At 54.1% G+C, this 24625-nt stretch carries 25 protein-coding genes; 16 read left to right on the top strand and 9 right to left on the bottom strand.

All coding sequences use genetic code 11. The annotated features are described in order from the left end of the window. The first annotated feature begins 458 nt into the window (after nucleotides 1–458). From SD69_RS02050 to SD69_RS02035, 4 genes are all read left to right on the top strand, one after another. Entirely contained in the window at nucleotides 459–1907 is a 1449-nt protein-coding gene (locus SD69_RS02050; RefSeq protein WP_041521876.1) for an FAD-dependent monooxygenase, read from the top strand. Continuing rightward, complete coding sequence (locus tag SD69_RS02045; protein ID WP_041521875.1) at nucleotides 1904–2131, top strand: hypothetical protein; 228 nt, start codon at nucleotides 1904–1906, stop codon at nucleotides 2129–2131. Before SD69_RS02050 ends, SD69_RS02045 begins: the two co-directional genes overlap by 4 nt. An 81-nt stretch (nucleotides 2132–2212) precedes the next feature. Continuing rightward, nucleotides 2213–2617: a hypothetical protein gene (locus tag SD69_RS02040; protein WP_041521874.1), complete on the top strand. Its 405-nt coding sequence runs from the start codon at nucleotides 2213–2215 to the stop codon at nucleotides 2615–2617. A gap of 147 nt (nucleotides 2618–2764) precedes the next feature. Further along, the gene (locus tag SD69_RS02035; RefSeq protein ID WP_041521873.1) at nucleotides 2765–3415 is read left to right on the top strand and encodes a peroxiredoxin-like family protein; all 651 of its coding nucleotides are present in this window, start codon (nucleotides 2765–2767) and stop codon (nucleotides 3413–3415) included. A 352-nt stretch (nucleotides 3416–3767) separates the two neighbouring features. Here SD69_RS02035 and SD69_RS02030 read toward each other — a convergent pair whose 3' ends face one another. From SD69_RS02030 to SD69_RS02005, 6 genes are all read right to left on the bottom strand, one after another. Then, nucleotides 3768–4370 carry a YceI family protein gene (locus tag SD69_RS02030; protein WP_232301136.1) on the bottom strand — a complete coding sequence of 201 codons (603 nt, stop codon included), beginning with the start codon at nucleotides 4368–4370 and terminating at the stop codon, nucleotides 3768–3770. 29 nt (nucleotides 4371–4399) lie between these two features. Next, entirely contained in the window at nucleotides 4400–4963 is a 564-nt protein-coding gene (locus SD69_RS02025) for a cytochrome b (protein ID WP_041521872.1), read from the bottom strand. Between the two features lie 152 nt (nucleotides 4964–5115). After that, nucleotides 5116–5511, bottom strand: coding sequence for an acyl-CoA thioesterase (locus tag SD69_RS02020; RefSeq protein WP_041524338.1), 396 nt, complete (start codon nucleotides 5509–5511; stop codon nucleotides 5116–5118). Between the two features lie 178 nt (nucleotides 5512–5689). Continuing rightward, nucleotides 5690–7078: a TRAP transporter large permease gene (locus tag SD69_RS02015; RefSeq protein WP_041521871.1), complete on the bottom strand. Its 1389-nt coding sequence runs from the start codon at nucleotides 7076–7078 to the stop codon at nucleotides 5690–5692. Further along, on the bottom strand, nucleotides 7068–7649 hold the full coding sequence (locus tag SD69_RS02010) for a TRAP transporter small permease subunit (RefSeq protein WP_052481332.1): 582 nt from the start codon (nucleotides 7647–7649) through the stop codon (nucleotides 7068–7070). Before SD69_RS02010 ends, SD69_RS02015 begins: the two co-directional genes overlap by 11 nt. Before the next feature lie 95 nt (nucleotides 7650–7744). Further along, nucleotides 7745–9028 carry a M48 family metalloprotease gene (locus SD69_RS02005; protein WP_041521870.1) on the bottom strand — a complete coding sequence of 428 codons (1284 nt, stop codon included), beginning with the start codon at nucleotides 9026–9028 and terminating at the stop codon, nucleotides 7745–7747. A 109-nt stretch (nucleotides 9029–9137) separates the two neighbouring features. Between SD69_RS02005 and SD69_RS02000 the strand changes: the two genes are divergently transcribed. From SD69_RS02000 to SD69_RS01985, 4 genes are all read left to right on the top strand, one after another. Further along, nucleotides 9138–9614: a DUF4265 domain-containing protein gene (locus SD69_RS02000; protein ID WP_041521869.1), complete on the top strand. Its 477-nt coding sequence runs from the start codon at nucleotides 9138–9140 to the stop codon at nucleotides 9612–9614. Nucleotides 9615–9690: 76 nt separating this feature from the next. After that, nucleotides 9691–10464 carry a peroxide stress protein YaaA gene (yaaA, locus tag SD69_RS01995; RefSeq protein WP_041521868.1) on the top strand — a complete coding sequence of 258 codons (774 nt, stop codon included), beginning with the start codon at nucleotides 9691–9693 and terminating at the stop codon, nucleotides 10462–10464. Nucleotides 10465–10522: 58 nt separating this feature from the next. Further along, nucleotides 10523–11338, top strand: a complete 816-nt coding sequence (locus SD69_RS01990) for a response regulator (protein ID WP_041521867.1) — start codon at nucleotides 10523–10525, stop codon at nucleotides 11336–11338. 18 nt (nucleotides 11339–11356) lie between these two features. After that, a complete protein-coding gene (locus SD69_RS01985) occupies nucleotides 11357–11842 on the top strand; it encodes a nucleoside deaminase (protein ID WP_052480816.1) in 486 nt (161 codons plus the stop codon). Between the two features lie 15 nt (nucleotides 11843–11857). Here SD69_RS01985 and SD69_RS01980 read toward each other — a convergent pair whose 3' ends face one another. The 3 genes from SD69_RS01980 to SD69_RS01970 all read right to left on the bottom strand — a co-directional run bounded on the left by SD69_RS01980 (nucleotide 11858) and on the right by SD69_RS01970 (nucleotide 14246). After that, nucleotides 11858–12331 (bottom strand): hypothetical protein, encoded by a 474-nt coding sequence (locus SD69_RS01980; RefSeq protein ID WP_041521866.1) that lies wholly within the window; start codon nucleotides 12329–12331, stop codon nucleotides 11858–11860. Continuing rightward, on the bottom strand, nucleotides 12331–13074 hold the full coding sequence (locus tag SD69_RS01975) for a DUF1330 domain-containing protein (RefSeq protein ID WP_041521865.1): 744 nt from the start codon (nucleotides 13072–13074) through the stop codon (nucleotides 12331–12333). Before SD69_RS01975 ends, SD69_RS01980 begins: the two co-directional genes overlap by 1 nt. Before the next feature lie 122 nt (nucleotides 13075–13196). Further along, complete coding sequence (locus SD69_RS01970; RefSeq protein ID WP_041521864.1) at nucleotides 13197–14246, bottom strand: AraC family transcriptional regulator; 1050 nt, start codon at nucleotides 14244–14246, stop codon at nucleotides 13197–13199. Nucleotides 14247–14526: 280 nt separating this feature from the next. On the opposite strand from SD69_RS01970, the gene SD69_RS01965 reads away from it, so the two are divergent. From SD69_RS01965 to sodC, 8 genes are all read left to right on the top strand, one after another. After that, nucleotides 14527–15783 (top strand): lytic polysaccharide monooxygenase, encoded by a 1257-nt coding sequence (locus SD69_RS01965; protein WP_052480815.1) that lies wholly within the window; start codon nucleotides 14527–14529, stop codon nucleotides 15781–15783. A 190-nt stretch (nucleotides 15784–15973) separates the two neighbouring features. After that, nucleotides 15974–17173 (top strand): efflux RND transporter periplasmic adaptor subunit, encoded by a 1200-nt coding sequence (locus tag SD69_RS01960; protein WP_232301135.1) that lies wholly within the window; start codon nucleotides 15974–15976, stop codon nucleotides 17171–17173. Beyond that, nucleotides 17085–19100, top strand: coding sequence for a MacB family efflux pump subunit (locus SD69_RS01955; protein WP_084591457.1), 2016 nt, complete (start codon nucleotides 17085–17087; stop codon nucleotides 19098–19100). Before SD69_RS01960 ends, SD69_RS01955 begins: the two co-directional genes overlap by 89 nt. A 2-nt stretch (nucleotides 19101–19102) precedes the next feature. Further along, nucleotides 19103–20479 carry a TolC family protein gene (locus SD69_RS01950; RefSeq protein ID WP_052480814.1) on the top strand — a complete coding sequence of 459 codons (1377 nt, stop codon included), beginning with the start codon at nucleotides 19103–19105 and terminating at the stop codon, nucleotides 20477–20479. 171 nt (nucleotides 20480–20650) lie between these two features. Next, nucleotides 20651–21022 carry a DUF4398 domain-containing protein gene (locus SD69_RS01945; RefSeq protein ID WP_041521863.1) on the top strand — a complete coding sequence of 124 codons (372 nt, stop codon included), beginning with the start codon at nucleotides 20651–20653 and terminating at the stop codon, nucleotides 21020–21022. Nucleotides 21023–21049: 27 nt separating this feature from the next. Then, entirely contained in the window at nucleotides 21050–21982 is a 933-nt protein-coding gene (locus tag SD69_RS01940; RefSeq protein WP_052480813.1) for an OmpA family protein, read from the top strand. Between the two features lie 292 nt (nucleotides 21983–22274). Beyond that, nucleotides 22275–23741 (top strand): MFS transporter, encoded by a 1467-nt coding sequence (locus tag SD69_RS01935; protein WP_041521861.1) that lies wholly within the window; start codon nucleotides 22275–22277, stop codon nucleotides 23739–23741. A gap of 327 nt (nucleotides 23742–24068) precedes the next feature. Then, entirely contained in the window at nucleotides 24069–24581 is a 513-nt protein-coding gene (gene sodC, locus SD69_RS01930; RefSeq protein ID WP_084591456.1) for a superoxide dismutase family protein, read from the top strand. The last annotated feature ends 44 nt before the right edge of the window (nucleotides 24582–24625 follow it).

The raw sequence follows: 24625 nt of genomic DNA, 5'->3' as shown, positions 1-24625 counted from the left end.
CGGCTAACGGAAATTCATTTTGCCGCTCCTGTGGCAATAAATTCTCTGTGGATGACGTTAGGCAAATGCGGGCTAATGTTAGCTCAGTGTTTGGCGCACTACCCTGGAATACCAGAGATCGCTACCGATGTGTGCATTGTTTAGAGTTTATTTGTATAAACGATCAGTATTGCCGGGGTTGTGGCGATTATATTTGCGATAAAGAAAAGCAGATGATGCGAGCCAAGCTCAGTGAGCTGGCAAAAAATAATCTCCCGTCCGCTATTTTATGTTTCGGGTTTGTGCTGGCCGTTATTGGTGTTCTCTTGGCGGCCAATGCATAATGCCTGTCATTAACCGGTCCGAACGCCTGATTACGCAAGTTCGGCCGCTATTAGATTTACCATTTAGCCGGTTGAATAGTTGTTATACCCCTATCATTAGCCGCCACTGGCAGAGCCACTCAAGAAGAATGAACATTGAACACCTCATCAAGTAGCTGGACGATTTGCCCTGAGTGTCAGGGCCGCGGCCAAAAAAGCCGCCGGCTGCGCAAAAAAGTGCGTCTGCGCTACCAGCGGGAGCTGGAAGAATTTGTCCGACTTAACCGCGAGGGGTTGGCCCCTGTTCGCCCTAAGGCGCACTTGGATGACTGCGCCCAGTGTGGCGGCTCGGGTCTGGTGTACTCCGCGAGCCGCCCGTTGGCGGATACCGATAACTTCCCTCACGTAGCCATTATTGGCGGTGGCATTGGCGGGGTAGCGTTGGCGCTGGCTTGTTTGCACCGCCGAATCCCTTTTACGTTGTATGAGCGCGACAGCGACTTTGATACTCGCTCGCAGGGTTATGGTTTAACGCTGCAGCAAGCGAGTAAAGCGATTGCCGGGCTGGGGCTGTTTGACTTAAAAGACGGTGTGGTCTCTACCCGGCACCTGGTGCATACGACAAACGGCAAAGTGCTGGGTGAATGGGGCGTACGCAAGTGGAACGCCGAGAACGCGAGTGCAGGAACTAAGCGAACCAATGTGCATATCGCCCGGCAGTATCTACGTTTAGCATTGCTGGATGAACTCGGCGGCCGCGACGCCGTGCGTTGGGGGCACCGGCTTATTGGTTTTAAAGAGAGTGAGGATGGCAGTGTCGATTTAAACTTTCAGGTGCGTGGTACGGTGGAGCACGCAAAAGCCGACTTGGTGGTGGGGGCCGACGGCATTCGCAGCGCGGTGCGCCAACTATTAATTGGCGAAGATGTGACCCCCTTGCGTTATTTGGGGTGCATTGTGATTTTGGGTATTTGCCCGCTGGCGGATTTAAACGACCTTACCCATGATTTACTGGACTCGGCTACGGTGTTTCAAACGGCCAATGGTAACGAGCGACTTTACGTAATGCCCTACACCGCTGACTCGGTGATGTGGCAGCTGAGTTTCCCGATGCCCGAGGGTGAGGCAATTGCGTTGAGCCGCCAAGGGGCTCAGGCACTAAAAGAGGAGGCCTGTCGCAGAACCCAGTGGCATGCCCCGATTCCACACATTTTAACGGCCACAAAAACGGCGTTAGTGTCGGGCTACCCGGTGTATGACCGGGAGCTACTTGAACCTGAATTGTTGGCGAAGGGTAAACAAGTCACCTTGATTGGCGATGCGGCACACCCTATGAGCCCGTTTAAAGGCCAGGGCGCGAATCAAGCGTTGCTGGATGCGTTGGCACTGGCCCGTGCCATCGCTGCAGGCTGTAGGCCACAATCGCAATGGCGTGAGGCCGGCTTACGGCAAAGTGTATTAATGGAATTTGAGTCAGAGATGCTGACGCGCAGCGCCGTCAAAGTTAAAGATTCGGCCGCCGCCGCACAGTTTTTACATTCCGATACCGTACTGCACGAAGGTGACGAGCCACGGGGCCGCTGTTTAACCCGAAAGCGAGATTGACAGAGGGTATCGCCTGCACTTTGGCTATTAAATTAAAAAGGGCACTTGATTGCGTTATCGTTACCAATGCTAACTATGAGCGAGCCAAGGAGTTGATTGTAGTAATGAATGTAGGTGATGAGGCGGAATTTGAGGGTGAAAAAATAATAATTTTTGATGTTGTCGGATCGTTGATGGGGGTGACGGGCGTCGCGGTTTTAACTCATGGCGACATTACGCGCTAAGCTCGAACAAGCGCTAACAAATACTCGTGATTTAAAGAAACATACTACCATTGTTTTTCTATGCTTGCGCAGGATGTGCTCATGAACACCACAGACATTATCGACGTTATTGAAAAACTAGAAGCGCGTATTAATAATTATTGGAACTTTTATCTGGTAGCCATAGTGGCACTGGTGGGTTGGATCATATCGCGTGGAGTTGGCCATGTCGCCCACGAGGAGGGGCTCATATTGGCGATTGGCATGGGCCTATTCTTTTTTATGAACCTGGCAGTTCTACACCCCGTGACCCAGCGAGTTAGTGTGTTTGAGCGTCAGTTTTTGCTGCAGATAACGCAAGACGATAACATCAGCTCTGACGTATCAAGCACTTTGAAAAGCACCTTTATTAAAAATCGCGCACGTACGACCGTTGCCACACATTTAGTAATGGATACGCTCGTTATGTTGTTAATTATCTGTAGCGTATACTACACGCCGGGCTAATCAATTATTTTCTTTTACTCTGGCGTGCCCTAATGTGCCGACTTTTGGCGCTCTAACTTTACCTATTTTTTCGCTCTTAACGGATGTGATACGCCGGTACGATAGTATCATGCACTTTTACAATACCTTCGACGCGAGAAAAGCTCTATGAGCACGCTTAAAGCGAAAACCGAGGCTAAGATCGCTGCAGGCCGATCGGCGAACCCCGAATTCATGCAAGGCGTGGATGACATTATCGCCAAGGCAAAAGAGTTTCAGCAAGGCGGCCAGGCGCTTGCGGTTGGACAGCAAGCGCCACGGTTTAATCTGCCTAATCAAGTCGGTACGCGAGTAGAGCTTGATGCGTTGCTGCGCGAGGGCCCGGTGGTGCTTACTTTTTACCGTGGTAGTTGGTGCCCCTACTGCAACCTGCAACTCAATGCCTTGCAGCAGCGTTTACCAGAAATTCACGCGCTCGGAGCACAGTTAGTGGCTATTAGCCCTCAAGTGCCTGACGGTACGTTAAGTCCCGATGAGGTCAGTGCACTGGATTTTGTTGTGTTGTCTGATCAGGATGCCAATGAGGCCGCACGCTATGGAGTAGCCTGGCAAGTCCCCGACTTTTTAATCGAACATATGCGAGTCGACCGCAAGCTTGATCTCGAATCCATAAATAACGGCAACGCCAATGTACTACCCATCCCGGCGACTTTTGTACTCGATACATCGGGTGAGGTGGTTTGGCGCTATGTGGACGTAGATTATCGCACCCGCGCCGAGCCAGAGGACATTGTCCGAGCGCTAAAAGCCTTGCATTAGGACACCCTGAGCTCCAGTACTAAATGCCGCGCTGAACCCTACAAGCCCAAGCAACGAGCGTGGAGTATACGGCCAAAACGACGAGCAGGCGTTTGGGCATTGACGGCGTAATTCCCATTTGTAATGTGAAACAACGGGGTTGGCTAACAGGCTTGAGGGGCTCTGCGCATATCATCAGGTTAAACAGTTGGGGTGAGCAAGTACCTGGGGAGGGCTGCCGTGCTGCTTGCGTGTGAGTCAACAAAGGACTTTATCGAGCAAATCGGGCCGCGCATCACGGCCGGCCCGATTTGAGCAGCACGCCGTTCGGCGCGCCGGTTGTAATCTGACATTGGGTGTCAGAACTTCTAACTTATTGCTTAATACCTTCAACATGTAGCGTAAGCTCAACCACTTGTGAGGCTGGGCCTAAATCCTTGGTAATGCCAAAGTCGGACATGCGGATTTCGGTTTCGCCCTCAAAGCCTACGCGGTATCCACCCCAGGGGTCTTTACCTTCGCCAACTTTCTCCACCTCGATGGTGATTTCTTTGGTGACGCCGTGCAGGGTTAAGTCGCCGACGATATCAAACTCTTCACCGTCGTCATCAATATCGCTGATGCGTTTGCTGACGAATGTCGCCTCGGGGTATTTATCAACTTCTAAAAAGTCACCGCTGCGCAAGTGCTTGTCGCGTTCGGCGTGGTTACTGTCAACACTGGTGGTATCGATGGTGACATTGATGCTGCTGGCCGCCACATCTTGCGGATCGTAGCTGAAGTTACCGCTAAAGTTGTTAAAGCGGCCGAGCAACCAGCTGTAGCCTAAGTGCTGCACCTGAAAATTGATTGAGGCGTGGACACCTTTGGTGTCGATCACGTAATCGGCGGCCATGGCCGAGCTGGCAGCGACGGCGCTGCTCGCCAATACAACACTAGCCAGTGTTTTTTTCATCCAACCATTTGCTGCTTTCATTGCGGTCTCCTTGAGTTTGCGTAAAAGCGTTACTGTGTGTGTTCAGGTTTAACGGGTTTGAGCATTCGCACCAGGGTGCGATCGCGAAATATAAAATGGTGCGCGACGGCGGCAAGACCGTGAACGCCGGCCAGAATAACAATAAGCCAGCCAAAAATACGGTGGATAAAACCGGCCAGATCTACCTGTGCCGGGTCTATCTGGATAAACACCGGGAAGCTTACCCAGTCAAACAGCATTGGGCCTTTGCCCTCGGCGCTGTTGATCAGGTAGCCGGAGATCAACAGCGTAAGCAGCAGCGCATACAGGACGATTTTCATCGCCTCGGCGGCCCAGTGTTGCCATTTGCCGACGCCGGGTACGGGTTTAGGTTTTGGGTTAATCAGTCGCCAGCCGAGCCGGACCAGCGTTAACAACAGCAACAATAAACCGATGCTAACGTGCAGCGCAGGGCCTTTGTGGTACCAAGGGTCGTAGTAGCCTAAATCGACCATGTAAAAGCCGAGGCCGAACATAAAAAAGATGGCGATTGCGCTGACCCAGTGAATCGCGATACTGATTAAGCCAAATCCACTGCGGTTGTCTTTAAGCATGTTGCCAAATCCTTAGCGGTTTCATGTTGTTACGCTATCAAAGCTGGCGGTGTGGCGCGGTTAAGATTTGTTCGAAAATGGCGGTGCGGCCGCAAAAGCCAACAATAATTGTCACTTTGCCGCTGAAGCGCCGGCTATTTACAAATCTTGCCCTAATCGCGCGGCACGGGGCGGGTGCGGCCGTTATCGTCAATCGCCACATAGACAAACTCGCCCTCGGTGACCTTGGCCACCTCACCGGTGTTGGCTATTTTGATCCACACCTCGATGGTGATGTGAATCGACGAGCGGCCCACATCAGTGGCATCGGCGTAAACGCTGACGGTGGCGCCGATGGGCACTGGGCGCAAAAAGGCCATATTGCCAACGGCAACGGTGGTGATCCGGCCACGGGCGATCTGCTGCGCCATAATGGCGCCGCCAATGTCCATTTGCGACATCAGCCAACCGCCAAAAATATCGCCGTACGGGTTGGTATCGGCGGGCATTGATAGGGTTTGCAGCGTTAACTCGCCGTTGGGGGTTGGATCGTCATCGAGACCGTGCATGGCCATAATCAGAAGTACCTTGTGTGTTGCGTGTGAGGGATCGCGGCGCGCGCCTAAAGATTGTTAAATATAGCAGAGCCGCCCTTACTATTGTGTGAAGTAACGGACCGCCGATCAAGTAATTAGTTTTAACGGTGATACGTGTGCGCGAGTACGCAGCTTTGGCGCAACCAGAGCGCTAGCGCATCACTGATGGCAGCCAGGTTACCAGCTCGGGCCAAACGGCTAATGCGGCCAGCAAGCTCAATTGTAAAGCGATAAAGGGCGCAACCCCACGGTAAATATCGGCGGTGGCTACCGAGTCGGGCGCGACGCCGCGCAGATAAAACAGGGCAAAGCCGAACGGAGGGGTTAAAAAAGACGTTTGCAGGTTAATGGCGATCATAATACCCAGCCAGATAGGGTCGATGCCCATGGCCAGCAGCACCGGGCCCACAATCGGTACCACCACGAAGGTGATCTCGATAAAATCCAGAATAAAGCCCAGCAAAAATATAACCAGCATCACCACCAGCAAGGCGCCTATATGGCCGCCTGGCAAGTTGCTAAACAGCTCGTGCACGAGCTCTTCGCCACCAAAGCCGCGAAACACCAGCGAGAACAGCGAGGCACCGAGCAAAATGGTAAAAATCATGGCACTGATGCGCACGGTGGAGCGCATAACCTCCAACAGGCGCTCGCGATTGAGCTGACGCTGGCCGGCGGCCAGTACCAGCGCGCCCATGGCGCCAACGCCCGCCGCTTCAGTGGGGGTAGCAACCCCGGTCAGTATCGAGCCTAGCACCAGAGCAATAAGCACCAATACAGGCACCAGTGAGAGCCACAAACGGCCCCCGGTGGGAATCGCATTGTCGCTGTCATCCTCTAGCGCCTGGGTGACGTTAGGGGCTTTGGCAGGAGCAAAACGGGCGACGGCCAACAGATAAGCGATATACAGCAACACCAAAATAAGCCCCGGTATTACAGCGCCGACAAATAAATCACCCACAGATACGGTTTGTAAGTTGAGTACGCCGAGGCGCAGTTGCGCTTGCTGGTAAGCGTTAGAGAGTACATCGCCCAACAACACCAGTGCGATAGAAGGCGGAATGATTTGCCCCAGAGTGCCGGTGGCGCAGATGGTGCCGGTCGCCAGCGATGGGTTATAACCGTGGCGCAGCATGGTGGGCAACGACATTAGCCCCATGGTGACTACTGTGGCGCCGACAATGCCAGTGCTGGCGGCGAGCATCGCGCCCACTAAGATCACTGATAGACCCAGCCCACCCGGCAAGCGGCCACAGGCGCGGGCCATATTGCTCAGTAGAGTTTCGGCGAGGCGGGATTTTTCGAGCATCACCCCCATAAACACAAACAGGGGCACCGCCACCAGTGTGTAGTTGCTCATAATGCCGAAAATACGGCTGGGGAAGGTGTGCATCAGTGCCGGGTCAAATACCCCGGCAATAATACCGCCGCCGGCAAAGAGCAGCGCCACCCCGGCTAGCGTAAAGGCGACCGGATAGCCCAGCATAAGCAACAGGCAAACGGCGGCAAACATCCACAGGGGCAAAAACTCAATCAGCATGGTTGCTCCCGGGAGTGGGTAAAGCGGTTTCTGGGCGGGTGATGAGCACCCAGCCGGCGCGCAGCAGCTCGGCCAGCGCGGCAATGGTTAACGACGCGGCAAACACCAACACCAGAGTTTTTAACAAATACACATATGCCAGGCCGCCGGCGTCGGTAGAGCGCTCGGCTACCGCCCACGAGCCGGTGACAAAGTCGAGGCTAATCCAGCCGATAAACAGCGCAAACGGCAAGGTAAAAGCAATGGCGCCTATGGCGTCAATCCAGGCTTGGGTGCGGGCCGAAAAGCGCCGATACAACACATCCACCCGCACCTGGGCGCCGTGCTTTAAGGCGTAACCGGCGCCGAGCAAAAACACCGCCGCGTGCATGTAAGTGACGGACTCCTGCAGGCCGATAGACCCCACCCCCAGCAGGCGGCGCAAAACCACCACGGCTACCGTCGCCAGTACCATAATGAGAGTGAGCCAGGCGGTGGCGCGGCCGGTCGTTTCGGTAATCGCATCGAGGGCGCGCAACAGGCGCGGTGGCGCTGTGTTGTCAGTGTTAGTGGATGCTGCGGGTGTGGCCATAAAATCCGGACGCATCACAGGCGCCAGCGTTATTATTGTTGCAAAGTGAGAGGCCAGCGGCGCTGCCGCTGGCTAATGGGCGGGCATTATACCGGTTAACCCTGGGGTTGTTGCAGTTTTTGCAGTTGTGCTTTGGCGGCCTCACCAATCTCGCCGCCACCTTGCGCCGCCTGCTGGAAGTAACTAACGGCTTTTTGCGTATCGCCGTTTTGCAGGGCGTACTCGCCTAAATAATAGCTGGCGATTTGGGTGGGCAACAGCTGCATGCTTTTTTGCAGATCTTGCGCGGCGGCATCGGGCTTATCTAACTGGCGGTAAGCCAGCGCGCGGTACACATAGGGGCGAAAAAACTCCGGGTTGGCAGAGATTGCTTTGCCAAACGCTTTAGCGGAGCCATCAAAGTCCTTTTCACTGGCCTCTACCCGGCCTTTAAGTTCCCAAAACAGGTTTTCTTTAGGCTGTTTGGCGATGGCGCTGTCCACCAGTTTGTTGGCACTGGCGACGTCTTCCTCGCTAAAGGCTTTAAGCGCTTTCTGGTAATCGGCATACGCGTCTTGATCTTTTTTCAGCTGCGCAATAGCGCGCTGGTATTCGGCGCGGTTGCGCACGCCGCCGGGGTGCTCCGCGGCCATTTTTTTGTTGGCTTCAACCCGCTGTTGTGACGGTGGGTGGCTGGCAAAAAAACTGTCCATCCAGCTGGCTTGCTGCCCCTCGGAGAGCTTAACAAAGGTTTTTTGCAGCTCTACGGCGCCCTGTGGGTCGTAGCCGGCGCGCACCATATACTCGATGCCGTATTTGTCCGATTGTAACTCTTGGTCGCGGCCATAACGCGCCTGCCAGGCCTGCGCGCCAACGCCTAAAGCGCCCACGGCAATACCGGCGGCCTCGTGATCTTGCGTCGCCAGTGCCACACCGGCGGCCATTAGGCCGACATTTAAGATGGTGCTGCTGGTTTGTTGTTTGGCCCCGTGGCGAGCGGCTGCGTGGACAATCTCGTGGCCGAGCACCGCGGCCAGCTCGGCCTCATCGTCCAGCAGCACTAACAGGCCGCGGTTAATGGCGATTTTGCCACCGGGCAAGGCCCAGGCGTTGGGCACATTGTTGTTTAGCACCACAAACTCGTAAGGAAGCTCGCGTCGGTCGCTCACGGCCGCCAGCTTTTGCCCCACCTCACTCACGTATTGGTTGAGGTCTGGGTCGACGACGTAGCGGCCCCCCTGAGATTGTTGGCTGGGCTCGTACTGCTGGGCGCCGATGGCCACCTCTTGCTCGGCCGACATAAACGATAGTTCGTTTTGTCCGGTAACCGGATTAACGCTGCAGCCGGTTGCAAGTAGGGTCAGCGATAGCAGCAGGGTAAGTTGTTTCCAGTAAGTCACAGGTGCCTCCATTAGTCATTGCGCTGCGCTATTACGCAATTAAGCATTATTCATCGTTGCGCGGGTTTTGCCGGTTATAATGTCACAAATTTAACCGAACGAGGTATTCATGCAAACACTTCAGGCGGTCGAGCTGTTTGCCGGCCTGCGTCCCGATGGCCAGCCCATGGTCGAGCGACTTCCGGTAAAAGTACTGGAGGACAACTCTGTGCAGCTGGTGCGTTCACCGGCTTTTGTCAAAGGCATTGCCAGTGGCGATGTGATTCGCTGCCAGCCGGACAAGCGTGAGTTTGAAATTTTAAAGCACAGCGGCAACATTGCCGTACAGGTTTTTTGCAAAGGCGATATTCAGACGCTGACCGATCAGCTGAGTGGCCCGGTGGCCAAACTCGGTGGTGATTTAGACATCGAGACCCCGCGCATGCTGGTATACACCCTGCACGTTAGCTGTGGGTTTACCGAGATCGAGGCGGTGTTTAACGCCATTACTGGTGACGACAGCGCCTGGCAATACGGCAATGTGTACGATCCAGCCGATGGCACTACCCCGCTTAATTGGTGGTTAGACATCCTTAAACCTGAATAACCTAAGCCCGGGCAATGCCCGCTGATAACTAATGGCGCTTCTAACTAATTGAGAGAACCATCTAATCGAGAGAACCATGCTGATACTGATCTCCCCTGCTAAAACCCTGGATTTTGAGTCGGCCCCGGTGACCGAAAAGCACACCGACAGCGACTTTTTAACCGACTCACGCGCGTTAATTAAAGAGCTACAAGCGCTATCGCCGGCGGATATTTCGGGCCTGATGCACATCTCCGACAAGCTCGGTGTGCTTAATTTTGATCGGTTTCAGGCCTGGAAGACCCCCTTTAAGCCCAGTAATGCCAAGCAGGCCGTGCTGGCGTTTCAGGGCGATGTGTACACCGGCCTCGCCGCCGAGACATTTAAAGCGCGGGATTTCGACTTTGCGCAAAAGCATTTACGAATTCTGTCGGGTTTATACGGCCTGCTGCGGCCACTGGATCTGATTCAGCCCTACCGACTGGAAATGGGCACCAAATTTAACAATAGCCGCGGCGCTAACCTCTATCAATTTTGGGGTGAAAAGCTTACAGATGCTGTTAATGAACAGCTATCGGCGCTAAAAAGCACTACCGTGGTTAACCTGGCCTCAAACGAGTACTTTAAAGCGATCAAGCCCAAGCAGCTGGCGGGCGAGGTAATTACGCCGGTGTTTAAAGACTGGAAAAACGGTCAATATAAGATCATTAGCTTTTACGCTAAAAAGGCGCGCGGCCTAATGAGTGCTTATGCCATTAAAAGTCGTCTGACATCGGCCGAAGACCTAAAGAGCTTTGACGTTGACGGTTACGGGTTTAACCCAGAGATGTCTTCGGAGCGCGACTGGGTGTTTACCCGCAAACAGGATTAAACGGCCGGACCGGCGCCATGGGCTAACGTTTAACCCGCTATAACAAAGGGAGTGCCCTATGGCATTACGCATACTGGTGGTGGACGATGCCAGCTTTATTCGCGATATGGTAAAAAAGCATCTGCGCGAGCGCTTGCCGGGCGTTGAGGTGTACGAGGCCACCGACGGCAACCGCGCCTTGGCCCAGCTTAAAGCGCAGGCGATCGATCTGGTGTTGTCCGACTGGGAAATGCCTAATATGAACGGCGAGCAATTGCTGCAAAGCTTGCGCGCTCACGAGCAATACCAGAGCACGCCGTTTATTATGATCTCCAGTCGCGGTGATCGCACCCACGTACTAAAAGCAGTGCAGGCGGGCGTGTCGGACTACTTAAGCAAGCCCTTTACCCCGGAAGAGCTGCTTGGCAAAGTCACAAAGCAGCTGAAAAAAATCAACAAGTTTCCCTCGCGCACGGGTGCGGTGGCCGGCGGTTCAGGGGCCCAGGCGCCAAAGTCATCGGTGGATGTACTAACGGCCGGGCCTGGCGCCGCTGCCGCTGCCAAAGAGGCGCCCGCCGAGAAAGCGTCCAGGCCCGATAAGCTCAAGGCGCAACTGCGTTTTGATAGCAACCAGGCACCAGTGGGCTGCGTGGTGCGCGAGGTCTCGCTACAGGCGTTTAGCGCATTGGTGGCGCGTGATGGCCACTTGCCGGCGCTGTTTGACCAGGTGGTGGTGGATATTGGCAATGAGTCTGAGCAAGTGCAGCTCAATGCCTATGTGCACTCGCTGCAGGCCGCAGAGCCCCGGCCCGAGAGTCGCGCGGTGAAAGTGATCTTGCGCTTTGTTGATACCGAAGCGGATAAGTTTGAGTTGCTATCGCGTTTAATCCAGTAGCGTTTGACGGGGAGGCCCATGAGCGATGTATTAACCCAAGCCGATCGCCAAGTGTTACAGCGCTGTATAGCGCTGGCGAGCGAGTCGGCGCGTACCGGCGGCGGGCCGTTTTCGGCCATTGTGGTAAAAGACGGCCGTGTGATTGCCGAGGCCTGTAACAGTGTTACCCGCGATCACGATCCTACCGCCCACGCCGAGGTGGCGGCCATTCGCAAGGCGTGCCAAGCGCTGGGCGATCATCAGCTCAACGGCTGTACAATTTACGCTAGCTGCGAGCCCTGCCCCATGTGTTTAGGGGCCATTTACTGGGCCCGGGCCGATAAAGTGATTTTTGCCGCCACCCGCGAGCAGGCCTCCGGGGCGGGGTTTGACGATTCGCTGGTGTATCGCGAAGTGAACATTCCCGGCCCCAAGCGGCAAATCCCCTTTTACCATGGCGCGCTGGATGACGCCGACGCGCCCTTTCGGCAGTGGTTGGCGTTTGCTGCGCGACATAGCTATTAGTTGCCCGTCAACGTCTTAGAAAAACCCCACAACGTGCGATATTTTTCCGCTATCGTCCAATCGCATATAGTCTACGCCCTCGACAATAATCGCCCCGCTGATACCCCTTAACGTAAAGTTAAACAGCAGGTGATTATGGGTGCGCATGACTCCGTGAGCCGTGACCGTGGCGCCGGGAAACTGTGCCTGAAACTCGGTAATTTCGGTGTTAAGGGCTCTGGAGCCCGCCGAGTAAGATCTGGGTGTTTGGTGCTGACCACTCACAGACCATATCTGCTCTATTGTTTTAAGGCGCCGGGCCGGGTCTGGCTCGTGCCACAGCGCGGTGTATTGTGCGATTAGCTGCTCAGCGTTGCTTACCGCGTTGGCTGGCGCAGCGTAGGCGTCTGAGCCAATGGTCAGCCCCCACAGTGCCGCCAGTAAAATGACCAGTGGCAGCTGAAACCTGCGCTTAAGGGTTGGTCGAGGGCGGGTTGTAAAAGGTCCCATTAGTAACCTCCCCAGTGGCGCAGTTCGTACCAGTCGATACGGCCGATGGCCTGTTGCACTATGGCCTCGCTGGCGGTAAACAGGGGGCTCTGCACGTAGGATTTTGGCGCTACATCGGCGGGCCACTCAACAATGGCGATGCGGCTAGGGTCGCCTAAATCCGGAGCATCGATGGAGTCGAACGCTGCCACCGGTGCTATCAACACTACTTTGGCACCCATAGCGTCCCGTTGCGGGTCAGTCGCTTTGAGGTACCGCTGGTACGCCGCTTCATCATCCAGCCATAACACTGCAAGGGTGTATCGTTTGCGGGCATCAAATTGCATCTGCAGAGGTTGCTCTATATCCACGTCAATAATGTGCATCTCATGCCAACCCTGCTCTCGCAGCGGCGCTAACCGCTGTACCTCCGGATGGTTGCGCATTGTCTGTGCGCTCTGGATACTGGGCCAGCTGTAAATGCCCAGTGCCTCGGGTTGGTGCTCGCCTATTAATACCTCTCCCACGGCAAAGCTGTGCTGCTCGGTAAAGCCCTGTTGCCCGGCAATGGCAAAGGTGCCCGCCAGGTACTGCTCTTGCTGGGCCTCGGCCGACGGGTCCGCGTCGGGCAGTACCAAGGTTAAGCGTTGCCCCGGTGTTAGTTCGATATCGGTGACCGACGGCTGTGCCGCCACCGGGCTTGCCAGTAGCTGTGCGCAGAGGCAGCTGCTGGCCAATAAGCTGCTGTAATGAGACAAGATCACGTGCGTTCTCCTTGTGTGTGAACAGCCTCTAGAATGCTTGCCCGGACGCCTTTACGCGTCACTCTCGATAGAAAATGACGCCCTGAGCGAAAAAAGAGTAAGGCCGGGCTTAGGGTGTCGGGTTAGGCCGACATTGACTCGGCGGGGGKTTTGCGAAATTGTGAGGGGGTGAGCCCGGTGCGAGCTTTAAACAGACGGTAAAACGAGTTTTTGTTGTTAAAGCCCGCCTCGTAACTTAGCTCAACGATAGGCATGGTGGGCTGATCGCGCAGCAGGCGCAGGGCCTCGTCTAACCGAAAGCGGTTGATGTAATCGTAAAAGCTGAGTTTTAGGTGATCGTTGAGAAGGCTGGAAAGTTGGTGAGTGCTTACATCAAGAAGTCGCGCGAGCACAGCCAAGGATAAGTCGTTGTTTAAATAGGGTTTGGCGTCGCGCATTAGCTGCTCAAGCTGGGAGCCAAGCTCGCTGGCGGTCGAGCTCGGCAGTGCTGGCTCGCGGGCCGGTGTGATGCGTGTCACCAGTTGCTGTACCGCCGACTCGGCCTCATTAAGCAGCATTTTGGGGCGGTAAACACAGACAAATGCCAAGCCGTTTAAATACAGCGATATCAACATCACTAAAAAACGCCAGGGCCAAACGGCCAGGGGCTCAAACCACACAACGCGAATAATCAAAAAGGCGTCGATGAGCATTAAACCGGCAATACCCACCACCACGTACAGCAGCCAGTAAAAGTAAGCGGTTTTATGGTTGCTGACCCGCTCGGTTAAGGCGGCGCGATGGCGCAGGGTTAAGGTCACGCTAAGCCCTAAGTAAACCGCGATGTGCAAGATTAAAACCGTGGCGACGGCGTTGATGGGCACAGCTTCAGCGCTTAAGCGCCACAACAGCGATACGGCAAAAGGCATTAAGTGCAGCCACCAATGTCGCGGCAAGCTAAAGCCGCGCAATGCCTGTACAAACCCCAGCAGCAACGGCCCATATAGCCAGGTTAAGTTGGTGGTAAGCGTCCAGCACCAATCGATGGTGCCAAACGCGAGCTGCGCATAGACATTAATAGGGGGCAGTAGCATTAATGCCACCATCGACAGCAAGAGGCGGTTGGCCAGGCGATTGCCGCTGCGGTTAAGCGCCAGTGACAGACATACCCAAACACCCAGCGCCAGTGTCATGGCGAGTAATAGCTTGATCCATTCGTCGAGAGGCTGAATAACGAACTCCTTGTCAGCTAACGATTGTGGGGGTGCACTACGGCCGGCTTGCGAAATCGAAATAACCAGCGTGATTGATATTAAATATCTTTATTTATAATAATAAGTGTTACCTAGTACCATTGTCGCCGTCATATTGAGCACATAATAATAAATCGAGAGCCGCTTGCGATCTACCAGTCTCGCAGAACTGGTGCCCGCGATCTGTGATGTTTTTTTAACCAACACAGAAGGTTTCAGCATGAAGACACAAAAATTCCTGACCCGCTCCATCACCGCTGGCCTGGTAAGCGCCAGCACCTTACTGGCACTAGGCTCTCAGCAAAGTTTTGCTCACGGCTACGCCGATTACCCCAAAGCCCGCCAAGCCTACTGCGAAGAAGATGGCGGCTACTGGTCGCCCTCCGATGGCTCGGGTATCCCCAATGCGGCGTGCCGCGCCGCTTTTTTAGAGGCTGGCACCTATCAGTTTGTGCAGGCTATCGAGTTCTCAAAAAATGTTGCCAACTATAACAGCCAGGCGGCGGTCGAGGCCGGCGTGCCCGATGGCAGCCTGTGTGCGGCAGGTGACGCCAGCAAAGCCGGTATCGATGTGCCTCACCCAGATTGGCCTGCGCAGCAAATTAGCTTAAACGGCGCCGGGGAGTTTGAGTACCGCTTCTACGCGTCTACTCCTCACGACCCTAGCTTTTGGAAGTTTTACCTGAGTAAGCCGGGGTTTAACCCGGCCACCGATACTTTACGCTGGTCCGACTTAGAACTGGTAGACGAAAAATCCAGCGCTAATCTACAAACCATTAATGGCAAGCGTTATTACGTGATGGATGTAAGCTTGCCCACTAATCGCAGTGGTAACGCCATTCTTTATACCCGCTGGCAGCGCCAGGATGTAGCCGGCGAAGGTTTTTACAACTGTAGCGATGTGGTGCTGGGTGATGTGACGCCTCCCACCTGGAGCAATGCCGGCAATTACGTAAACCAAGGCATTAACCCCAGCGCGGGCGACCAGATTTGGTTTCGCGTGTTTGACGGCAGTGGTAGCGAAGTTGTGTTTAATCAGTTTGATATTACCGCCAGCAACCAGGCACTTAATACCTGGACGGCTGAACTTGCCGCCGACATTAACAGTAGTGAAACGGCGGTACAGGTGGGTGTGTTAAACAATGGCTCCGTGAGCTATAACAGCAATGACTTGTACGCGAACCGCGTTTACGTATTAAACAGTAACTACACCTATCAAATGGATTTAGAAGCGGGTAACTCGTCCAGCTCCAGCTCTAGCAGTTCGTCGTCGGTGAGTTCGTCGAGCTCATCCAGTAGCTCCAGCACCGGCTTGTGCTCCTCTACTGCGACGTGGGATGCATCCAGTGTTTATACCGGTGGCAATACCGTGCAGCACAATGGCGGTCTGTATGAAGCCAAATGGTGGACTCAGGGACAAAACCCCGCTGATTTTTCAGGCCAGTGGGAAGTGTGGAAAAAAACTGGCGACTGTTAAGCCGCGCCACGTCAAAATGCCTCGCCTTTAGGCGGGGCATTTTATCCTCTGATCTTATCCGCTCCGCCGTTGTGTAGCGCATTATCAAGTCAACGTAAACTATTGTATAAAGTCCCGCTCCTTCACACTGGATGCGTACAATACGCCATTATTCACTTTTACGGCGTACATTCATCTAGTGTCTCTCAATATGAAAACTTCTTTTTCCTGGACGCGCCGGCGCAGGGCGTGGTTATTTTTATTTATGCTCATTGCGCTGTTGCTGGTAATTGGCTACGGGGTGCAGGCATATTTTAAACCGAGCGCCAGCGAGGATTATTTAATCCACGAGGTGCGCCTCGATACCATTGAAAACGTTATTGCCGCCAGTGGCACGCTGGAGCCCAAAGACTATGTGGAAGTCGGTGCCCAGGTATCCGGTCAGCTAGAAACCTTAGCCGTCGAGGTGGGCGATATAGTTAAGCGCGATCAACTTCTGGCTGAGATCGATGCCACGGTATTTGAAACCAAAGTGATGGGCGCCACCGCTGGCTTAGAAAACATACGGGCACAACTAGAAAAACTTTACGCCGAAGAGTTTTTGGCCGAAGAGCGGTTAGAGCGCAACCGCAACTTGTTTAAACAAAACGCCATTAGCCGCGATTCACTCACCGCCAGCGAAACCGACGTTAAAAGTTTAAAAGCCAGCATTCGGGCCATGCAGGCGCAGATTAAAGCTGATACCGCGTCGCTTGAGGGAGACAAGGCGACTCTGAACTACGCCAAAATTTACGCGCCCATGGACGGTACGGTTGTGTCTATTGCGGTGCGCGAAGGCCAGACACTCAACGCCAATCAAAACGCCCCGCTGATTATGAAGATTGCCGACCTGTCGGTACTCACACTTCGCACCGAAGTATCCGAGGCGGATGTAACCCGTATTTACCCCGGCATGCCCGTGTACTTCTCGACACTCGGCGCACCTGATGAGCGCTGGTACTCCACCGTTAGGCAAGTGCTACCAAGCCCGGAAGTGGTCAGTGACGTGGTCTTGTATCAGGTTTTAATCGACATCGAGAACAAAGGCTCGCGCTTGATGGACGCCATGACGGCGCAGGTATTCTTTATCGAGGAGCAAGCCGAGAATGTGTTAACCGTACCGTTAGGGGCGTTGCGTCCCGGCCCCAACGGCCCCTCGGTGCGCAAGCAAACCCCCGCGGGCATCGAGCGCGTGCCGGTAAAGATCGGTATGCGCACTCGCACCCAGGTAGAAATTATCGCCGGCTTGCAAGAGGGCGATGAGGTAGTGGCCGGGGTGCGCAATGGCCCCGCAGGCGCGGGCCGGGCCCGAGAAGGCGGCCCGGGTGGCCCGCCCGGCGAACTGCGTGGGGGGCGCCGCGGTGGCTTCTAATGCACTGATCGAGCTACACAACGTCGGCCGTTATTATCAGCTGGGTGAAACACGAGTAGATGCGCTAAAAGATATCTCGTTGACCATCAGGCGCGGTGAGTTTGTCGCCATTATGGGGCAGTCGGGCTCAGGTAAATCCACGCTGATGAACATCCTCGGCTGTTTAGATCAGCCCAGCAGTGGCGAGTATTTTGTTGACGGCATCTCGGTCGCGGGGCTCGCCGCCGATGAGCTCTCAGCGTTGCGCTTGAGTACGTTTGGTTTTGTGTTTCAGCGCTATCAATTGTTGGCTAACATCGACGCCGTCGATAACGTCGCTATGCCCGGTATTTACCAGGGGCAGGATCGTGCACAGCGCAGCGAGCGCGCCGAGCAGTTGCTGCAAAAACTCGGCATGGGCGAGCGCGCCCATCATAAACCCACGGAGCTTTCCGGGGGGCAGCAGCAGCGCGTGTCCATTGCGCGCGCGCTGATAAACGGCGCTGAGGTTATTCTCGCAGACGAACCCACCGGAGCGTTAGACAGCCAAAGTGGCGAGCAGGTTTTGGCGCTGCTGCAAGAGCTTAATCGCGAAGGTGTCACGGTTATCTTGATCACTCATGATCGCGGTATCGCCGAGCATGCCGAGCGTATTATCTCGTTCAAAGACGGTCGCTTAATCGATGACACCGGAGCGTCAGAGGCGGCGGCCCCTGACGCTAGCGATACGCCTAAAACGATAAAGGTGTTTCCCAGCATCAGCTTTTTTGAGTCGGCTCATATCGCGCTGTCTTCACTGAGAGTTAATTTGTTTCGTACCCTGTTAACCTTGCTCGGTATTATTATCGGCGTGGCCAGCGTGGTCGTGATGATTGCCATTGGTGAAGGCGGCAAGGCAGAGGTACTCGATCGCATTGAATCGATCGGCACTAATTTGATTTCGGTTCGCCCGGGCGGCGCTAACTTGCGACGCGACCGGGGTAACATCGCCACCTTAGTGGTGTCGGATGCAGACGCGATCGCAGCGTTGCCCGGTGTCGCAGCAGTGGCGCCCGAGCGCAATATTCGCGCGACACTGCGTTACGGTAATAAAGATTACTCCGGCCGTATTAAAGGCTCTACGCCCGAGTACTTTACTGTCCGCGATTGGGAGCTGTCGCAAGGGGTATTCTTCTCTGATGACGATGTTGCAGGTTACGCATCGGTCATGGTGGTGGGCGCGACAATTGCCGAGAGCCTCTTTGAAAGCCACGAGGATCCCATCGGTCGCTATGTGCTGGTGAGCAAAGTGCCCTATCAAATTATCGGAGTGTTAAAGGCAAAAGGCGCCGACCCGTCGGGGGAGGATATGGATGACGAAGTGCTAATTCCCTTGACCACTGCCCGGTTAAAAATGTTTGGCCGTGAACACCTAAGCAGCATTACGGTACAAGCTGAAAATACCGAGGCGGCGGCGCGTTTAGAGGACGAAATTCTCGAACTTTTGATAGATCGGCACAGTGCCGAGGACGTTATGGTGCGCTCGACCGAATCATTGGTGCAGGCCGTTACCGCTGCACAAAATACTTTAACGTTACTGCTCGGTTCCATCGCGGCGATCTCGCTGTTGGTCGGTGGTATCGGTGTGATGAATATTATGTTGGTTAACGTCACCGAACGGCGTCGGGAAATTGGCTTGCGTATCGCCACGGGCGCCAAGCCCGGTGATATTTTACGACAGTTTAATATTGAGGCGTTGGTGGTGTGCAGTTGCGGTGGTGTGTTGGGCGTATTGATCGGCTTTGGGGCGGCTTTGATCGTGCAGTACTTTTCAGTGGCGATTGCTTTTACCGCACTGCCGGCGGTGTTGGCCTTTGCCACCTCCATATTGGTGGGCCTGGTATTCGGCTACATTCCCGCCCGTAAAGCGGCCTCCCTCAGTCCTATTGCCGCGCTGGCGGAGGATTAATTATGCAAAAATCAATATTATTGATCGCATTGTGTGCGGCCGGCTGTGCATATAACCCAGAGTTGGAGGTGCCCGGTACCAACACCGCACCAACCTATCAACAGCAGCTCGATGAGCAGGCCATCGAGTCGACTCAGGCCGAGGCGCTCGGCGAGTGGAGCCGTGTACTACCGGATGAGTTAAACGATCTACTGGCGCGTTTGCGCGAAAATAATTTGGATTTAAGTGCGGCGCGCTTGCGCATTGAACGCGCGCGCCAGTTGCAGCGCTCGGCGGAGTCCGAGCGCTGGCCTGGCTTAACCAGCTCGCTTAGCAACAGCGATAGCTACGATGAATATGGCAAAACCTCTGACAGCAGCAACCTAAATTTTAGCGCAAGCTACACCGTTGATTTGTGGGGCGAGCGCGCCGCACGTATTGATCAGCGCGAAGTACAAGTTGAGGCGCAGCGCTGGCAACAACGAAGTTTAATGATCTCATTGCAAGCGGAGTTTATTCGCACCTACGTGCAAACTTTGGCCCTTAGCGAGTTGTATCGGGTTGCAAAGCAAAACTACGATGCCAGCGTGCAGTTGTTAGAGCTGTTTCAATTGACCTTTGATGCCGGCTCTGCCTCGGGTATTGAGTTACGCCAGCAAAAAAACGTTGTGTACAACGCCCAAAGCCAATTGGTTGACATCGAAAAAAGTTATGCGGTAAACAAGCGGGCATTGGCGTTACTGCTAGGCGATACCAGCTTAACGACGCTTACCCTGAGTACGGATTTTTCGCAGCTGCGCGCACCCAAGATCGCCGCGTTACAGCCTGCCGAGCTTTTGCAGCAGCGCCCCGACATTCAGTTAGCGCAGTTGGCACTGCGGGAAGATCAAAGTTTACTGCATCAGGCACGGGTGGCGCGTTGGCCCGATTTATCCATCAGTGCCGGGTGGGGGTTAAGCGGCGTGTTATCCGGCGGATCTGATTGGGCTGGCAGTTTAGGTGAGACCGTATCGCTGTTGTTATTTGATGGCGGCCAGACGAATGCACAGATTCGTATTGCCGAGCTCGACGCGGATATTAACCGGGCCAGCTATTTATACACAGTGGCAGACGCGTACCGCGATGTGCTCGATCAGCTTCAGGATTATCAAATGCGGGTACAGCAGTTAGATATCAGCGAACAAAAATTTGATAACAATCAGGCGCTGTATGATTTGTCCAAGGTTCGTTACGACGCGGGCGATATAGATTTTATCAACTTACTGTTGGCGCAGCAGTCATGGTTTAGTGCCAACGAATCGATTGTTGTTGCTAAGCGGGACTACTTTTTAACCTTGGTAAATGTGTTCGAATCAATGGGGTCCGCGCCGGCCCTGGAGTCTTTGGCTCCCTCCTCTTAAATGTTGTTCAGGCCGCCATCGACGCGGCCTGAAACTTTCCCCTCTAAGCTCATGGGCTGGCACCTACTTTGCTACATCTCCAATGAATTGGTCATTTAAGCGCTATTAATCGCTGTTTGGCTGGTGTTGTTACAGAATTTTGTAGCACTTACAAACGCACTGGAGATAACTATGCAACGGATCAAAATTGGCTTACTCACTGTATTAATGGCGGTTTTCACGCTTACCGCGTGTGCTAATAACGCGCCAGTGCCTAGTACTTTGTTGACGCAAGCTGAAGGTAACGTCGAGCAGGCGCGCAGCCTAAACGCAGAAAAGTTCGCGCCCTTAGCCTTTCGCGATGCGCAGAAAAACTTAGAGAAGGCGCAAGCGGCACTGGCTAAAAAGGAAAACGCCGAGGCGCGTGAATGGCTAGAAAAGTCGGTGGCCGACTCGGAACTTGCCATTGCTCAATCTCACGCCAAAAAATCCGAACAAGCGGCCGATCAGGTGGAAGAGAACCTGCGCGCGTTAGAGCAGGAAGTCAAAAAGAACCAACAGTAACCGACCGCTCACTCAGAGGATAGAATTATGTACGGTATAAAACATCACAAAAAGGCATTGTTAGGTACTACGTTAGCGGCATTGTTGGCGACCGGTTGTGCAACCACGCCGGAAGAGCCGGATGAGCGCTTGGTTCGTCTGCGCGCCGAGCTGGACAATGTCTCGACCATTGATGAAGCCAATCGCTACGCACCGGTTAAATTGCGCGAAGCCGAGGAGTCGGTAGAGCAGCTCGAAAGTTTGCTTAACGCCGATGCCAAGCCGGATGTCGTAAGCCATCAGGTTTATCTGGCCGATCGAAAAATTGATGTCGCCGCGCAAACAGCGCGTATGAAAGCGGCTGACGAAACGGTTGAGCAAGCGGATGAAAGACGCCGCAACTTGATTATTGCCGCCCGTGAAGCGGAGGCACAGAGTGCGACGATGCGAGCGCAAAGGATGAACCAGCAGGCTGAAGAAGCCAGCGAGCGGGCTCGACTGGCGGAAGAGCGTGCATTGGCTGCCGAGGCTTACGCACAACAGATGGCAAACCGGGCGAAAAAGCTCGAAAGTGATTTGCAAAATATCAGTACCGAGCAAACCGAACGCGGCTTGGTGCTGACGCTGGGTAATATTTTGTTTGAAGTCGACAAAGCCGAAATAAAGGACGGCTCCGAGCGCACTCTGGAGCGGGTAGCGGACTTTTTAAACGAGTATCCCAAACGCAAAGTGCTTATCGAAGGTTTTACGGATAATACCGGGGCCGATAGTTATAATCAGAATTTGTCCGAGCGTCGTGCCGCTTCGGTGCAGCAATCACTGGTAGACGCCGGTGTGGACAGCAGCCGGATTCGGGCTCGCGGTTACGGTGAATCTCATCCCGTGGCCAGTAATGACTCGCAAGCCGGGCGTTTACAAAACCGCCGGGTCGAGATCATTATTGCCGACGAGGGTGAAGAGGTTGTCGAGCGCGACAGCTAACCTGTTGTCGAGGTGGGCGCCGGTTTATCCGGCGCCCTATTTCTGGGCGAGATAGTTGGGCGTTGCACGCGCCAGAGGCAGTAAAGATCACTCTCCCCTCCTTCATGCTTTCCTCTGCGGTGTTATAAACGTATCTATTGATCATAAATTGTACGGGATAGCCCGTGTTTGGGTAATATAGTACCCAGTGCACGAGAATGGCGCATAAATATGGCTGCTTTCTGATGGGGCGCTATTTTGTGGCTTGAACTTTGCTGTCTGGCTGGTCATCTTAAAATAAGCAAGGTGATTCATGGGCAGCGGTGGTGCAGAGTTTTCGTTTTTTTCTTTCGCGGGTAAGTTTCGGGTACTGCATTTAACCTGGCTGGCATTTTTTGTTAGCTTTTTGGTGTGGTTTAACCACGCCCCGCTGATGCTGGTGATTCAAGAGCAATTAGCGCTCACCGATCAGCAGCTTAAAACCTTACTAATCCTTAATGTTGCCCTGACCATTCCGGCCCGTATTGTGGTGGGCATGTTGGTGGACTCCTACGGCCCGCGTCTTATTTATTCGCTGTTGCTGCTAATAACCGGCGGCCTCTGTTTCTTTTTCTCATTGGCGACCAGCTTTGAAGCTTTGGCTCTGGCGCGGTTTTTACTGGGCTTTGCCGGCGCGGGTTTTGTGATTGGTATTCGCATGATCAGCGAATGGTTTCCGGCGCGTCAGCTGGGTTTGGCCGAGGGTATCTATAAAGGCCTGGGTAATATTGGCTCGGCGATGGCGGCGGTTAGTTTGCCGGCGCTGGCGCTGTGGGTTGGCGGCGATGATGGCTGGCGTTACGCCACAGGCATTACCGGGGTTATTGCCATTGTCTATGCCGGTATTTACTACCTGGGTGTGCGCGACACTCCGGCGGGCTCGACCTACTTTAAGCCCAATAAATCCGGCGGTTTAGAGGTCACCAGTAAACTCGATTTTGCACTTTACTTTCTGACTAATATTCCCATGTATGGGGCACTGGCCTTGCTGGCCTGGAAGGTTGAGCAGCTAGATTTGGTGTCGTTTAATGCGCTGTTGGGTATTTGGGCTGCACTGGTGATTTTGTATGGGTACCAGTGCCGTAAAATTTACGCGGTAAACACCGAGGTGTTTCAGGGTACGGTCAATCAGCTGCAGCGTTACAAGTTTAAGCAAGTGATGATTTTAAGCCTGGCTTATGCGGCGACGTTCGGCTCTGAATTGGCGGTGGTTTCTATGCTGCCCATGTTTTTTAAAACGACTTTTGCGCTGCCTGTCGCGTTAGCGGGTTTATTGGGTGCCTGCTTTGCTGCTGTCGATATGGCCTCGTGCCCATCCGGTGGCTGGATAAGTGACAGCTTTGGTCGCAAGCGCTCACTGGTGGTGTTGCTCTCGGGCGCGGCGCTTGGTTTTGTGGCGATGTCGACCATTGGCTCGCAGTGGCCCATTGCACTGGCGGTCGCTGTCATGATGGTTAGCTCATTCTTTTTAGGCTCGGCGGCCGGTTGTGTGTTTGCCATGGTGCCGCTGATTCGTCGTAGCCTGACTGGGCAAATCGCCGGCATCGTGGGTGCTTACGGTAATATCGGTGCGGTGTTGTTGTTAACGGTATTCTCGTTTGTCGAGACATCGGTATTTTTTATGGTGATTGCCGCTACCATTGGTGTGGCTGCCGCTGCCGCTATGTTACTGGATGAGCCAGCCGAAACCATGGTAGAGGTGTTGCCTGATGGCTCGGTGCAACATGTGTCTATTCATTAAACTCGCACCTATGTGCCTATTCATTAAACTCGCGCCTGAACTTTATGTGCGGTTATATTTGTGTGTTTTACGGCGCGTTGCTTAATTTACAAGGCATAACCCGGTGACTGCGCCGCCGGTTTTTTTGCTTTGGGTAAACTAACGTTGCGTACTGTGTGCCAGTGCGCATTGCTCTCCCCTTCCTGTGCGCCAACGCTTAATTTTGATCACTTTTATGCGCGCTTTTAATGTGTGGCATCGTCATTGCTTTAGATGCGGTAAAGGTAGGGCTTAACAGCCGTACAACTTTTAACAATCTTATTATGCGTAAGCGAATGGGAGTTTGTTATGTTGCGAATTAGTTCTCTGGCAGCCGCCATCCTGTGCTCTACACTGGCTACTCACTCGATAGCCGAAAGCGTCACAATGTATCGCGTGGATGCGGCAGGCGCCTCACAAGCGTTGGGGCAAATTGAAGTTGAACAAAGTGATTATGGTTTGGTGTTTACCCCTGAGTTAGAGGGGTTGGTGCCCGGTGTGCACGGGTTTCATTTACACGCGAATGGCAGTTGTAAGGCGGGCGAAGATGGTACCCCGGCGGCGGCTGCCGGTGGCCACTACGATCCGATGGGTGTCGGGCAGCACGGCGCGCCTTGGGGCGAAGGCCACTTGGGTGATCTGCCGGCGTTGTATGTGTCGGATCGAGGTGTGGCAGAGAGCCCGGTATTAGCACCGCGTCTAACCTTACAAGATCTGGAGGGTAGAGCGCTGATGATTCACCAAGGTGGTGACAACTACTCTGATTCACCTGAGAAGTTGGGCGGCGGTGGCATGCGGGTAGCGTGTGGTGTTATTGAGTAATGAAAGCACTAAGCCGCCACAAAACGGTTTTGAGCAAAGCATGA

The sequence above is a fragment of the Gilvimarinus agarilyticus genome, from assembly GCF_000832015.1.
GTDB lineage: Bacteria > Pseudomonadota > Gammaproteobacteria > Pseudomonadales > Cellvibrionaceae > Gilvimarinus > Gilvimarinus agarilyticus.
Note: the sequence above shows the minus strand (reverse complement) of the source record. Positions and strands in the feature narration are given on the sequence as shown.